The 13,843-nt window shown below is 70.6% G+C and carries 12 protein-coding genes and 1 riboswitch; of the genes, 9 read left to right on the top strand and 3 right to left on the bottom strand.

Annotated features, from left to right (window positions below; all coding sequences use genetic code 11):
- Positions 1-175 precede the first annotated feature (175 nt).
- From glyA to gcvT, 3 genes are all read right to left on the bottom strand, one after another.
- Positions 176-1,444 carry a serine hydroxymethyltransferase gene (glyA, locus tag ACFYOU_RS31000; protein WP_391310319.1) on the bottom strand — a complete coding sequence of 423 codons (1,269 nt, stop codon included), beginning with the start codon at positions 1,442-1,444 and terminating at the stop codon, positions 176-178.
- A 21-nt stretch (positions 1,445-1,465) separates the two neighbouring features.
- Positions 1,466-1,846 carry a glycine cleavage system protein GcvH gene (gcvH, locus tag ACFYOU_RS30995; RefSeq protein ID WP_389770082.1) on the bottom strand — a complete coding sequence of 127 codons (381 nt, stop codon included), beginning with the start codon at positions 1,844-1,846 and terminating at the stop codon, positions 1,466-1,468.
- Between the two features lie 253 nt (positions 1,847-2,099).
- Positions 2,100-3,215 carry a glycine cleavage system aminomethyltransferase GcvT gene (gene gcvT, locus ACFYOU_RS30990; RefSeq protein WP_391310316.1) on the bottom strand — a complete coding sequence of 372 codons (1,116 nt, stop codon included), beginning with the start codon at positions 3,213-3,215 and terminating at the stop codon, positions 2,100-2,102.
- Between the two features lie 156 nt (positions 3,216-3,371).
- Positions 3,372-3,465, bottom strand: a riboswitch (glycine riboswitch).
- A 266-nt stretch (positions 3,466-3,731) separates the two neighbouring features.
- Between gcvT and ACFYOU_RS30985 the strand changes: the two genes are divergently transcribed.
- The 9 genes from ACFYOU_RS30985 to ACFYOU_RS30945 all read left to right on the top strand — a co-directional run bounded on the left by ACFYOU_RS30985 (position 3,732) and on the right by ACFYOU_RS30945 (position 13,776).
- Positions 3,732-4,418, top strand: coding sequence for an AAA family ATPase (locus ACFYOU_RS30985; RefSeq protein WP_391310315.1), 687 nt, complete (start codon positions 3,732-3,734; stop codon positions 4,416-4,418).
- Positions 4,419-4,506: 88 nt separating this feature from the next.
- A complete protein-coding gene (locus tag ACFYOU_RS30980; protein ID WP_391310313.1) occupies positions 4,507-5,328 on the top strand; it encodes an enhanced serine sensitivity protein SseB C-terminal domain-containing protein in 822 nt (273 codons plus the stop codon).
- Between the two features lie 188 nt (positions 5,329-5,516).
- Complete coding sequence (locus ACFYOU_RS30975; RefSeq protein ID WP_391310312.1) at positions 5,517-6,299, top strand: enhanced serine sensitivity protein SseB C-terminal domain-containing protein; 783 nt, start codon at positions 5,517-5,519, stop codon at positions 6,297-6,299.
- 371 nt (positions 6,300-6,670) lie between these two features.
- The gene (locus ACFYOU_RS30970) at positions 6,671-7,669 is read left to right on the top strand and encodes an ABC transporter permease (RefSeq protein ID WP_387010367.1); all 999 of its coding nucleotides are present in this window, start codon (positions 6,671-6,673) and stop codon (positions 7,667-7,669) included.
- Between the two features lie 61 nt (positions 7,670-7,730).
- On the top strand, positions 7,731-9,512 hold the full coding sequence (locus ACFYOU_RS30965) for an ABC transporter substrate-binding protein (RefSeq protein WP_389770096.1): 1,782 nt from the start codon (positions 7,731-7,733) through the stop codon (positions 9,510-9,512).
- A 120-nt stretch (positions 9,513-9,632) separates the two neighbouring features.
- Positions 9,633-10,631, top strand: a complete 999-nt coding sequence (locus tag ACFYOU_RS30960; RefSeq protein WP_385496230.1) for an ABC transporter permease — start codon at positions 9,633-9,635, stop codon at positions 10,629-10,631.
- Complete coding sequence (locus tag ACFYOU_RS30955; RefSeq protein ID WP_391310310.1) at positions 10,628-11,725, top strand: oligopeptide/dipeptide ABC transporter ATP-binding protein; 1,098 nt, start codon at positions 10,628-10,630, stop codon at positions 11,723-11,725. The genes ACFYOU_RS30960 and ACFYOU_RS30955 overlap by 4 nt, the downstream gene beginning before the upstream one ends.
- Positions 11,726-11,829: 104 nt before the next feature.
- A complete protein-coding gene (locus ACFYOU_RS30950; protein ID WP_391310374.1) occupies positions 11,830-12,954 on the top strand; it encodes a dipeptide ABC transporter ATP-binding protein in 1,125 nt (374 codons plus the stop codon).
- 159 nt (positions 12,955-13,113) lie between these two features.
- Complete coding sequence (locus ACFYOU_RS30945) at positions 13,114-13,776, top strand: trimeric intracellular cation channel family protein (protein WP_385496227.1); 663 nt, start codon at positions 13,114-13,116, stop codon at positions 13,774-13,776.
- Positions 13,777-13,843: the final 67 nt, after the last annotated feature.

Genomic DNA, 13,843 nt, shown 5'->3' with positions numbered 1-13,843 from the left:
GGCCGGGGTGGCCGGCGCGTCCGGGACGGGTCGAGGGGTCGATCGTTCGATGGATCGTTTCTGCAAGTGTCCTGCGGTGCCGGGAAGGGTGTCCGGTACGCACGGAACAGGGTAGAACGTGCCCGAACGGGGCCGCGGGGTGCCGCGCACCGGTGTGCGCGGCACCCCGTCGGGACTACAGCCCCGGGTACAGCGGGTGCTTGTCGGCGAGGGCCGAGACCCGGGCCTTCAGGTCCGCCGCCACCGTCGCGTCGAACGACGGCTTCAGCGCCTCGGCGATCACGTCGGCGACCTCGCGGAAGTCCTCGGCGGTGAAGCCGCGGGTGGCGAGCGCCGGGGTGCCGATGCGCAGGCCCGAGGTGACCATCGGGGGCCGCGGGTCGTTCGGGACCGCGTTGCGGTTCACGGTGATGCCGACCTCGTGCAGCCGGTCCTCGGCCTGCTGGCCGTCCAGCTCGGACTCGCGCAGGTCGACCAGGACCAGGTGCACGTCGGTGCCGCCGGACAGGACGTTGACCCCGACCGCACGGGCGTCGTCCTGCACCAGGCGCTCGGCCAGGATGCGGGCGCCGTCCAGGGTGCGCTGCTGGCGCTCCTTGAACTCCTCGGAGGCGGCGACCTTGAAGGAGACCGCCTTGGCGGCGATCACGTGCTCCAGGGGACCGCCCTGCTGACCGGGGAAGACCGCCGAGTTGATCTTCTTCGCCAGTTCCTGCGTGGACAGGATGACGCCGCCGCGCGGGCCGCCGAGCGTCTTGTGCGTGGTGGTGGTGACGACATGGGCGTGCGGCACCGGGTTGGGGTGCAGCCCGGCCGCCACGAGGCCCGCGAAGTGGGCCATGTCCACCATCAGGTAGGCGCCGACCTCGTCCGCGATCCGGCGGAAGGCGGCGAAGTCGAGCTGACGCGGGTACGCGGACCAGCCCGCGACGATCAGCTTCGGCTTGGACTCCTTGGCGAGGCGCTCCACCTCGGCCATGTCGACCTGGCCGGTCGTCTCGTCCACGTGGTAGGCGACGACGTTGTAGAGCTTGCCGGAGAAGTTGATCTTCATGCCGTGGGTCAGGTGCCCGCCGTGCGCGAGGTTCAGACCCATGATGGTGTCGCCCGGCTTGAGCAGCGCGAACATCGCCGCCGCATTGGCCTGGGCCCCGGAGTGCGGCTGTACGTTGGCGTGCTCGGCGCCGAACAGTTCCTTGATCCGGTCGATGGCGATCTGCTCGACCACGTCGACGTGCTCACAGCCGCCGTAGTAGCGGCGGCCCGGGTAGCCCTCCGCGTACTTGTTGGTGAGCACCGAACCCTGGGCCTCCATGACGGCGACCGGGGCGAAGTTCTCCGACGCGATCATTTCCAGGGTCGACTGCTGGCGGCGCAGCTCGGCGTCGACGGCGGCGGCGACGTCCGGGTCCAGCTCGTGCAGGGGGGTGTTCAGAAGCGACATCAGATGATCCCTAGTCTCGGGTCAGCCCGCGGAGAAGGTGGTGTATTCATCGGCGGTGAGCAGGTCGTCCGGTTCGGCCGAGACGCGCACCTTGAACAACCAGCCGCCCTCGAAGGGCGCGGAGTTCACCAGGGAAGGGTCGTCCACGACGTCCTGGTTGGACTCCGTGACCTCGCCGCTCACGGGGGAGTACAGGTCGCTGACCGACTTCGTCGACTCCAGCTCACCGCAGGACTCGCCCGCGGTCACCTGCTGGCCCACCTCGGGCAACTGGGCGAAGACCACGTCACCGAGCGCGCCTGCCGCGAACTCGGTGATGCCGATCGTCGCCACGCCGTCGCCGTCGGGGGCCGACAGCCACTCGTGCTCCTTGCTGTAGCGAAGCTGCTGGGGGTTGCTCATGGTGGGAATTCTCCTGTACGCGGGGGAGTGCTGGGGAACGGGATGTCTTGGTATGCGAGACGGGCGCTGGACGAGCCCGCGGGAGGCCCGACCGGGCGGCGCCCGGCGGTGGCCCCGCCGGACGGGTCCGGCGACGGCGGAGCCCCTGTTTCTGGCGCCTCGTGGACGGTGCCACTACCGGCTGGCGTCCGATGCCGCTTGCGTCCGGTACCGCTGGCGCCCGGTACCGCTGGCGCGCGGCAGACGGCGCCGGCTACTTCTGGCGCTTGTAGAACGGCAGCGCCACGACCCGGTACGGCTCGTGGGTGCCCCGGATGTCGACGGCCACCCCCGCCGTGCCCGGCTCGGCGTGCGCGGCGTCGACGTACGCCATGGCGATCGGCCGGCCCAGGGTGGGGGAGGGGGCTCCCGAGGTGACCTCGCCGATCACCGCGCCGTCCGCGACCACCGCGAACCCGGCGCGCGGCACCCGCCGCCCCTCGGCGACCAGCCCGACCAGCTTGCGCGGCGGGTTCGCCGCGGCCTTCTCGGCGGCGGCCTCCAGAGCGGCGCGGCCGACGAAGTCGCCCTCCTTCTCGAACTTCACCACCCGGCCGAGCCCGGCGTCGAAGGGGGTCAGCGCCTCGGTCAGCTCGTGCCCGTACAGCGGCATGCCCGCCTCCAGGCGCAGCGTGTCCCGGCAGGACAGCCCGCAGGGCACCAGTCCGGCCGCCGCCCCCGCCTCGGTCAGCGCCCGCCAGATCCGCTCGGCGTGCTCCGGCGCCACGAACAGTTCGAAGCCGTCCTCGCCGGTGTATCCGGTACGGGCGATCAGTGCGGGAACGTCCGCGACGGTGCCCGGGAGGCCGGCGTAGTACTTCAGGCCGTCCAGGTCCGCATCGGTCACCGCCGCCAGGATGCCGGGCGACTCGGGGCCCTGCACGGCGATCAGCGCGTAGGCGTCCCGGTCGTCGCGGACCTCGGCGTCGAAGCCGGCGGCCCGCTCGCGCAGCGCGTCGAGGACGGTCTGCGCATTGCCCGCATTGGCGACGACCAGGTACTCGGTGGCCCCGGTGCGGTAGACGATCAGGTCGTCCAGGATGCCGCCGTCGGCGCGACAGATCATCGTGTAGCGGGCGCGGCCGGTGCCGACGGTGGCGATGTTGCCGACCAGCGCGTGGTTCAGCAGCTGGGCGGCCTGCGGCCCGGTGACGGTGATCTCGCCCATGTGGGAGAGGTCGAACAGGCCGGCCCGGGTGCGTACGGCCTGGTGCTCGTCGCGCTCGCTGCCGTAGCGCAGGGGCATGTCCCAGCCGGCGAAGTCGGTCATGGTCGCGCCTAGCGAACGGTGCAGCGCGTCGAGCGCGGTACGACGGGGGGCGGTGCTCATGGATAGTGCTCCCAGGGCATGACGGCGAGGTGATCCTCCCCATCTGTCATCGGACCTGAGAGGTTCGCCGGGAGCCACGCCGCGGACGGCGGCCCGGTTTGCACCTTGGGTGGGACCGCGCGCTCCACGGCGCTGCGATCCGCTTTTCAGATGTGCCTCGCCCGCGCGGTAACTGGGCCTGAGAGATTCAAGGGAGGGACTTGCTCCTTCGGCGCCCCGGTCGGACCGAGGGCTCTCCCGCGCGGATTCAAGCGGCCGGTATGCAGTTGGCGGCCACATCATTGCACGCATTCGCCGCCCTGGGCAGGGCGGCGGCCCCCTTTCGCCCCGGCACCGGCCACCCGCGGTGACCGTCGGGGCGCAGTCGCGCCCCCGCGGGGCGGAGGGTGTTCGCGCGGCCACGGGCCGTCATGCCGTCGTGACCGTATCCGGACGAAAATCACGAGCATCCGAAATTACCCGCTCTTTACACTCTACGGGGAAGGCTCACGTGACCGACTGGAGGGGACGATCACGGTGAACAGGACCAGGGGGTACGTGAGCGCTTCGGGCGTCGCGCTGCCCGAACAGTCGGGAGCACCTGCCGCCCAGGTGTGCGGGGGGCGGGCCACGGGGGTCGTCCGTGATCTGCGGGAGCGGGCGGGCCGGGGGCCGCACGCGCTGCGCTTCGCCCCCGGTGACCTCGTCGTGGTGTCCGGGCTCCCGGGCAGCGGCAAGTCCACCCTGATGTCCCGGACGGTCCGCGCGGACGACGTCCCCGCCGCCGTCCGCATCGACTCCCAGGACACCCGCGACCGCTGGACCCGTCGGATGCCCGGGGTGCTGCCCTACGGCCTGTACCGGCCGCTGGTGCGGCTCGCGCACTTCACGGCGCTGCGGCGGGCGCTGCGGTCCGGGGCGAGCGTGGTGGTCCACGACTGCGGGACCCAGGCGTGGGTGCGCCGGTGGCTCGCCCGCGAGGCCCGGGTCCGGGGGACGACGCTGCACCTGCTGCTGCTCGACGTCGCGCCGGACACCGCGCTCAGCGGGCAGCGCGAACGGGGCCGCGGAGTGTCGCGGTACGCCTTCGCGCGGCACCGGCGGGCGGTCGGGCGCCTGGTGCGGGACGCGGAGCGCGGGAGCCTGCCGTCCGGCTGCACCTCCGCGGTGCTGCTGGACCGTCCCGCGGGCGGCGCGCTGCGGTCCATCCGCTTCGACGGGTAGCGCGCCCCCGCCTCCGCGCCCCGGGCCCGCGGCTTCGCGTTAGGGTGCCTGGCGCAGACGCAGCGCGGTACCGATCAGGTGGTTGACGATGGAGATTCCGGCCCAGGCCCCCCACCCCTCGCCCTCCGGGGCGTACGACCCCCCGGCCCCCCTCACGACCGACGGCCCGTCCGGGGACGGATGGCCGGCCAACGAGTTGGAGGCGGTGCTCGCCGCGTCCGTCGGGGTGCCGTCCGCCGCCGCACGGATCGTGGAGGTGCTGGGCCGCAGCCCGATATGGGTGCCGCTGCCCAACGGCGGCGGGCCCGCCAGCGCCACCCTGGACCTGCCGACCCTGGAGATCGACGGCCAGGCGTACGTCCCGGTGTTCACCTCCGCCGCACAGTTCCGGCAGGTCGTCGGGGACCGGATGGACGGCACGGTCGCTCCGGCCGTCGAGTTCGCCCGGGGGCTGCCCCCGCAACTCGGCATCGTCCTCAACCCCGGCGGAGCGGTCGGCGTCCCGCTGCCGCCCCCGGCCGTCGCGGAGCTCTGCCGCGCCGGTCGCACCCCCCTGGACGGTCCCGGCAGCGGCGGACGGGTGCGGCTGCGCCAGCCCGACTGGAAGGAGGACCCGGTGGACTTCCTCACCGCCGCGGCCGCCGAGTTCGCATCGGTGGGCGTGGTCACCACCGCCCGCCGGGCGCTGGCCAACGTGGAGGACGGCGACCCCGCCCTGTTCATCGGCGTCGAACTCGACCAGGGGGAGGCGGCCGTGGCCGGCGAACTGCCGCTGGACGCCCTCGGTCGGGCCCTCGGCCGGGTCCCCGTCGTCTGGGGGGTCAACCTGATCCTCCTCGACGTCGCCCAGGACCCGGTGGCCGACTGGATGCGCGAGCAGGTGCGGCCGTTCTACGTCCGGGGCCAGTGATCCGCGGGCCGCACAGCGGTCGCCACCGGTGACGGACCCGGGACCGTCGGGTCAAATCGGTCCCGGCGACGGCGCTTAAGCTGGTTCCATGGTCCGGCCGGGCCGAAGCACCCGCCGGGCCGTGGCGGACGTGTCGGGTTCGGAACCGCGCTGCGCTGTTCCGATGTGTCGTGAAGGGGCGGTCAAGGGTGAGTGCGTCGGGCACGGCTGCGGCCGGGCAGATCGAGCACATGCTGCGCCAGGTGACCCCCGGGCGCTACGACGCGTACGAGGCGCTGCTGCGCGCCCTCGCCGACCCCGCCTCCGGCCGGGTCTGGATGCTGTTGTGGCACGGCAGACCGGGCTCGCCCGACGCCCAGTACGGCAACATGGAGTTGGACGGCCTCGGCTACGCGCCCTGTGTGACCTCCGCCCAGGAACTGTCCGCGAGCGGCTGGAACCGTTCGTACGAGGTGGTGCCGGTGGCCGAGGTGGCGCGCGCGCTCTACCCCGACCGGTACGGCCTCTGGCTCAATCCGCACACCCCGGGCGGCGGCGTCGGCATCCCCTGGCTCGACCTGCGACGGATCGCCACCGGTCTGGACCGCCAGCCCGCCGGGCCGCTCAGGATCTCCGAGCCGACCATCGAAATCCCCCAGTTCTACGCCGTGTTGGGGCAGAACGCGCACCGCACCCCGGTGGTGCGCACCCTGCGTCGCGCCTGGGTGCAGCCGGCTCTGGGCGCCCCGTACCTGGCGATCGGGCTGGACGTGTACGACAGCGGTCCGCAGTCCGTCGACGCGGTGCGGACGATGATGCAGCAGTCGATCGGCGCGGTGCCCGAGGGGCTCGCGGTGTCCACGGTCGCCCTCGCCGACGGGTACGACCCCGTCGCGATGTGGCTGAGGGCGAACGCCCGGCCGTTCTACGATCGCGAATCACACGTCGCTCCGGTCACTCCTACCACCGGGTACGGCTACCCGCCCCGCTGACGCACCCTCCCTCCCGGTCTGGCGCCTCCCGGGCGCTGTGGGCTGCTTGTTCCCTTTCGGTCTCCGTGGGGCATCTGTGGTCACCCGTCGCACACATCTACGCGCGTGCGCTCTTCAGCCCCAACGGTCTCCCGTCCGGGCTGCGTTATTGACCGTTCGGATAACGGAACCCCTCAACCCGGATCACGGTTGCGCATCCATTCAGGGCGAGGTCTGGCTACGGATCGCAACCGCGATGAAGACTCCCGCACCAGAGGTCACGCACCCCGTCGCACGGGGTGCCCAGCCCTCACGTACGACGTACCGCCGCACGTCGCCACCGGCAACCGTGGGTCGGTCGCCGCCGGTTGAGAAGAGGGGTCTCTGTCACGATGACGGCACCATTGCACGAGCCGACCGCCGAGGCGGCCGGGTCGGTCGCCACGGAGGTCGCGGCCCAGGGGGAGGCGGTGCAGGGGCGCTCGCTCGGGCGCATCGCCTGGGAGCGTCTGAAACGCGACAAACTCGCCCTGTTCGGGGGCGCCGTGGTGGTGATGCTGATCCTGGTCGCGGTGTTCGCCCCGCTGATCACCAAGCTCTACGGCGAGGACCCGAACGCCTACCACGAGGACCTGATCGACCCGCTGATGTCGACCCCGGTGGGTTCGTTCGGCGGCATGAGCGGTGACCACTGGTTCGGGGTCGAGCCCGTCAACGGTCGCGACATCTTCGCCCGGATCGTGCACGGGGCGCGGATCTCGCTGCTGGTCGGCTTCGCGTCCGCGCTGGTCGCAGTGGCGATCGGCACCGTCCTCGGGGTGCTCGCCGGGTACTTCGGCGGCTGGTTGGACGCACTGATCAGCCGGGCGATGGACCTGCTGCTGTCCTTCCCGCAACTGCTGTTCATCATCGCCCTGGTCTCCGTGATGCCGAACGAGATGCTGGGACTGACCGGCACCGGCGTCCGGGTGCTGGTGATGATCCTGGTGATCGGGTTCTTCGGCTGGCCCTACGTGGGCCGGGTGGTCCGCGGGCAGACCCTCTCGCTGCGCGAGCGCGAGTACGTGGAGGCCGCCCGCAGCCTCGGGGCCGGACGGTTCTACATCCTCTTCAAGGAGCTGCTGCCCAATCTGGTGGCTCCGATTATCGTGTACATGACGATGATGATCCCCACCAACATCCTCACGGAGGCGGCCCTCAGCTTCCTGGGTGTCGGCGTCAAGCCACCCACCTCCTCCTGGGGCGACATGCTCTCCCTGGCCGTGAACTACTACGAGTCCGACCCGATGTACATGGTCATTCCGGGCCTGGCGATCTTCATCACGGTCCTCGCGTTCAACCTCTTCGGCGACGGCGTGCGCGACGCGCTCGACCCCAAGGGTTCCCGCTGAACTGCCGTACCCCCAAGGGCCCGTCACCGGCGGGCCACGATCACACGGAGGAACCGACATCGTGACTACCCACAGCAGAGGACGGCGCAAGCAGGTCGCGGCGGCGACGGCCGTGGTCGCGGCACTGCTGGCCACGGCGGCGTGCGGCGGCGGCGGCAGCGACGACAACGATGGCAAGGGCGGCAAGGCCGCGGGCTTCGACGCGGCCAACAACAAGGTCGCCAGCGCCGCCACCAAGAAGGGCGGCACGCTCAAGTTCGCGGGCGCCCAGGACGCCGACTCGTGGGACACCACCCGGGCGTACTACGGCTTCGCGTGGAACTTCATGCGCTACTACAGCCGTCAGCTCGTCACCAGCAAGACCGAGCCCGGCAAGAACGGCTCCGACCTGACCCCGGACCTCGCGACCGCGCGCGCCGAGATCAGCGACGACGGCAAGACGTACAAGTACACGCTGCGGGACGGGATCACCTGGGAGGACGGCAAGCCGATCACCTCCAAGGACGTCAAGTACGGCATCGAGCGCGTGTGGGCGCAGGACGTGCTGGCCGGCGGTCCGATCTACCTGAAGGACGTCCTCGACCCCAAGGGCGAGTACCCGGGCCCGTACAAGGACAAGTCCGCGGACAAGCTCGGCCTGAAGGCGATCGAGACGCCCGACGACAAGACCATCATCTTCAAACTCCCCACGGCCAACAGTGACTTCGAGGAGATGCTCGCGCTCACCTCGGCCTCGCCGGTCCGCCAGGACAAGGACACCAAGTCCAAGTACGGCCTCAAGCCGTTCTCCTCCGGCCCGTACAAGTTCGCCTCGTACACGCCGAAGAAGGAGGTCACCCTCGTCCGCAACACCGAGTGGAAGCAGTCCTCCGACCCGGTGCGCAAGGCACTGCCGGACAAGATCACGGTGAACTTCTTCTCGAACGCCAACGAGATGGACAACCGCATCCTCGCCGGTGACTACCACCTGGACATCAACCAGACCGGTCTGTCCCCGCAGGGCCGCATCAAGGCGCTCAAGAGCCACAAGGGCAACCTCGACAACCCGGTCTCCGGATTCATCCGGTACGCGGCGTTCCCGCAGTCGGTCGCCCCGTTCGACAACATCGAGTGCCGCAAGGCCGTCATCTACGGCGCCGACCACAAGTCGCTCCAGACCGCGCGCGGCGGCCCGATGGCCGGTGGCGACATCGGCACCAACATGCTCCCGCCGTCCGTCCCCGGCTCCGAGGGCCAGAAGTACGACCCCTACGGCCTCGCCCAGAACGACGGCAAGCCGGACGTGGCGAAGGCCAAGGAAGCACTCAAGAAGTGCGGCAAGCCGAACGGCTTCGACACCACCATCGCGGTCCGCAACAACAAGCCGGTCGAGGTGGCCACCGCCGAGTCGCTCCAGACCTCGCTGAAGGCGATCGGCGTCAACGTCGAGATCGACAAGTACGACGGTTCGCAGACCTCCGGCATCATCGGCAACCCGAAGCTCGTCAAGGACAAGAACTACGGGATCATCATCATGGGCTGGGGCCCCGACTTCCCGTCGGTGCAGGGCTACGGCCAGCCGCTGTGGGACAGCAAGTACATCCTGGACAGCGGCAACAACAACTTCGCCCTGATCAAGGACAAGGCGATCGACGCCAACTTCGACAAGTTCGTCACCGAACTGGACGACACGAAGAAGGAGCAGATCGCGACCGAGATCAACCACCAGGTGATGGAGGGCGCGTACTACCTGCCCTTCGTCTTCGAGAAGTTCATCAACTTCCGCTCCTCCGAGCTGACCAACGTCTACACCACGGACGCGTACAGCGGTCAGTACGACTTCATCAGCCTGGGCCTGAAGTAACGACCACCCCGGCGCACCCGCCGTACGGCACGAAAGGCAGGTGAAGGCCCCAGCGGTGGTGCCGCGGGCCACCGGACGCGACGTCCGGTGGCCCGCGGCCCCCCGCCGGGCCGAAGAGCTGTGCTCACATACCTCATCAGGCGGCTGATGGCCGCCGCAGTGATGCTGGTGGTCATCATCGTGGTGGTCTTCTGCATCTTCTTCCTCATCCCCAAGTGGGCGGGCGTCGACCCGGCCACGATGTACGTGGGCAAGCAGTCCGACGCGGCGGCCGTGGAGGCCGTCCGGCAGAAGCTCCAGCTCGGCGACCCGATCTACGCGCAGGTCCTGGAGTTCTTCAAGGGACTGTTCGTCGGGCGCACCTACGCGGCGGGTGGCGAGGTCACCAACTGCTCCGCCCCGTGCTTCGGCTACTCCTTCCGCAGCGAGCAGGCCATCTGGCCGGTCCTCACCGACCGCCTCCCGGTGACCCTCTCGCTGGCCCTCGGCGCGGCCGTCCTGTGGCTGCTGTTCGGCGTCGCGGCCGGCGTGCTGTCCGCCCTCAAGCGCGGCACCCTCTGGGACCGCTCCGCGATGGTCGTCGCCCTCTCCGGCGTCTCCCTGCCGATCTACTTCACCGCGCTGCTCTCGCTCGCCGTCTTCGACTACGGCCTCGGTCTCGTCGACGGCCAGTACCAGGAGTTCGGGGACGGGTTCGGCGGCTGGTTCCAGGGCCTGCTGCTGCCCTGGGTGACGCTGTCCTTCCTGTACGCCGCGATGTACGCCCGCATCACCCGGGCGACCATGCTCGAAGTGCTCGGCGAGGACTACATCCGCACCGCCCGGGCCAAGGGCCTCACCGAACCGGTCGTCATCGGCAAGCACGCCATGCGCTCCACGATGACCCCGATCCTCACCATGCTCGGGATGGACCTCGGGGCCCTGATCGGCGGCGCGATCCTCACGGAGACCGCCTTCAACCTGCCCGGACTCGGCCAGGCCGTGCTCTCGGCGATCAGCGAACGCGACCTGCCGATCATCCTCGGCGTCACCCTGGTCACCTCGCTCGCGGTGATCATCGCCAACCTCGCCGTGGACGTCCTGTACGCCGTGATCGACCCCCGAGTGAGGCTCGCATGACCGGACCCCGCACCACCGGGGCGGCCCTCGGCGAACCCGTCGCCGGGGCCCCGGCCCCCACCGCGTTCCTCGACGTGCGCGACCTGAAGGTGCACTTCCCCACCGACGACGGCCTGGTCAAGTCCGTCGACGGGCTCAGCTTCACCCTGGAGAAGGGCAAGACCCTCGGGATCGTCGGCGAGTCCGGCTCCGGCAAGTCCGTGACCTCGCTCGGCATCATGGGCCTGCACACGGCCGGACAGTACGGCAAGCGCAAGGCCCGGCTCTCCGGGGAGATCTGGCTCGACGGACAAGAGCTGCTGTCCGCCGACCCGGACACCGTGCGCAGGCTGCGCGGCCGCGAGATGGCGATGATCTTCCAGGACCCGCTGTCCGCACTGCACCCCTACTACACGATCGGCCAACAGATCGTGGAGGCGTACCGCGTCCACCACGACGTCAACAAGAAGACCGCCCGCAAACGGGCGGTCGAGATGCTCGACCGGGTGGGCATCCCCCAGCCCGACAAGCGGGTGGACGGCTACCCGCACGAGTTCTCCGGCGGCATGCGCCAGCGCGCCATGATCGCCATGGCGCTGGTCAACAACCCGGAACTCCTGATCGCGGACGAGCCGACGACCGCCCTCGACGTCACCGTGCAGGCGCAGATCCTCGACCTGATCCGGGACCTCCAGAAGGAGTTCGGCTCCGCGGTCATCGTCATCACCCACGACCTGGGCGTCGTCGCCGAACTCGCCGACGACCTGCTGGTGATGTACGGCGGCCGGTGCGTGGAGCGGGGCCCCGCCGAGCAGGTGTTCTACGAGCCGCGCCACCCCTACACCTGGGGACTGCTCGGCTCGATGCCCCGTCTGGACCGCGAGGAGACCGAGCGCCTCATCCCGGTCAAGGGCTCCCCGCCGTCGCTGATCAACATCCCGGACGGCTGCGCCTTCAACCCCCGCTGTCCCTACGCGGACCTGCCGGGGGACAACGTCACCCGCACGGTCCGTCCCGAACTCTCCGAGGTCGGCCGTGCGCACTGGGCCGCCTGCCACCTGCCGCAGGAGCAGCGGGAGCGTATCTGGACCGAAGAGATTGCGCCCAAGCTGTGAGCGAGGACAACATCGTGACGAGCGACGACAAGGGCTCCGCACCGGTCCCCGGCCCCCGGTCCGGCGCCGCCGCCCCGACCGGGGACGCGAGCGCCGGCGAGGTCCTGCTGAAGGTCAGCGGTCTGCGCAAGCACTTCCCCATCCGCAAGGGGCTGCTCCAGCGTCAGGTGGGGGCCGTCAAAGCGGTCGACGGCATCGACTTCGAGGTGCGCGCGGGGGAGACCCTGGGCGTCGTCGGCGAGTCGGGCTGCGGCAAGTCCACGATGGGCCGGCTGATCACCCGACTGCTCGAACCCAGCGCCGGCACGGTCGAGTTCCAGGGGCGGGACATCACGCACCTCGGGGTCGCCGGGATGCGGCCGTTGCGGCGCGACGTCCAGATGATCTTCCAGGACCCGTACTCCTCGCTGAATCCGCGGCACACCATCGGCACCATCGTCGGCGCCCCGTTCCGGCTCCAGGGGGTGACCCCCGAGGGCGGCGTCAAGAAGGAGGTCCAGCGGCTGCTGGAGGTGGTCGGACTCAACCCCGAGCACTACAACCGCTATCCGCACGAGTTCTCCGGCGGTCAGCGCCAGCGCATCGGCATCGCCCGCGCGCTGGCGCTGAAACCGAAGCTGGTCGTCGCGGACGAACCGGTCTCGGCGCTCGACGTGTCGATCCAGGCGCAGGTGGTCAACCTGCTGGACGACCTCCAGACCGAGCTGGGCCTCACCTATGTGATCATCGCCCACGACCTGTCCGTGGTGCGGCACGTGTCGGACCGGATCGCCGTGATGTACCTGGGCAAGATCGTCGAACTGGCGGACCGCACGTCGCTCTACTCGGCGCCGCTGCACCCGTACACCAAGGCGCTGATGTCGGCGGTGCCGATCCCGGACCCGCGGCGGCGCACGGCCAAGAGCGAACGCATCCTGCTCAAGGGCGACGTCCCCTCGCCGATCTCCCCGCCCAGCGGGTGCCGCTTCCACACCCGGTGCTGGAAGGCGACGGAGGTGTGCGCGGTCGAGGAACCGGCGTTCGTGGAGCTGAAGCCGAACCAGTCCGTGGCCTGTCACCACCCCGAGAACGCGCCCGACCAGGCCCCGCGGGACACCGTCCGGCTCGCCGCCGCGGCCGATGCGGTGGCGGTGGTGGCGGTCGGCAAGGACGCCCCGCCGCCGCCCGCCGCCGCCGACCCCTCCCGGGTCCAGACCCCCACGGCAGCGGCCGACCCCGACGAGGGCTGAGCCCCGGCCCGTCCGGAGGCGTCCACCCCGGACGCCTCCGGCCGCGGTGGCGCACGGGGGTGCGGGCGCGGGCGGTTCGGCGGGGGTGCGGGGCAGCCGCTCGGTGGACGTCGGAACGCCGTGGACGTCGTGCTGTCCGGACCGGGGGAAAATGACCCGGTGTTCCACGATCTGTTCAGTCCCTCCGTCCAGCACGCGCTGGACCTCGTCGGGATCTTCGTCTTCGCCATCTCCGGCGCCCTGCTGGCCGTCCGCAAGAACTTCGACGTCTTCGGCATCGCCGTGCTCGCCGAGGTCACCGCCCTCGGCGGCGGTCTGTTCCGGGACCTCGTCATCGGCGCGGTGCCGCCGGCCGCCTTCACCGACCTCGGCTATCTGCTCACCCCCCTGCTGGCGGCGGCCCTGGTGTTCTTCCTCCACCCCGAGGTGGAGCGCATCCAGACGGGCGTGAACGTCTTCGACGCGATGGGCCTCGGCCTGTTCTGCGTCACGGGCACCGCCAAGGCGTACGAGTACGGGCTCGGCCTCACCGCCTCCGCCGTCCTGGGACTGGCGACCGCGGTCGGCGGGGGAGTCCTGCGGGACATGATCGCGAACGAGGTCCCGTCCCTGGTCCGCTGGGACCGCGACCTGTACGCCGTCCCCGCGATGGTCGGCGCGGCCATCGTGGCGCTCTGCCTCAAGTACGACGCGTTGAACGGCCTGACCGGCGGGATCGCCGCGGTCACCGCGTTCGCGCTGCGGCTGCTGGCGTTGCGCTACCACTGGCGGGCGCCGCGCGCCTGGAACCGCCGCTCGACGGCCGTGGAGGCGCCGGAGTAGCGGCCCGCGACGTTCCGCCGTTCCGGACGATACGCAAAGCTACCGCTTAGTAGGTGAATGTTGTACG

This window comes from Streptomyces sp. NPDC005955, from assembly GCF_042871255.1.
In the GTDB taxonomy this organism is placed as follows: Bacteria; Actinomycetota; Actinomycetes; order Streptomycetales; family Streptomycetaceae; genus Streptomyces.
Note: the sequence above shows the minus strand (reverse complement) of the source record. Positions and strands in the feature narration are given on the sequence as shown.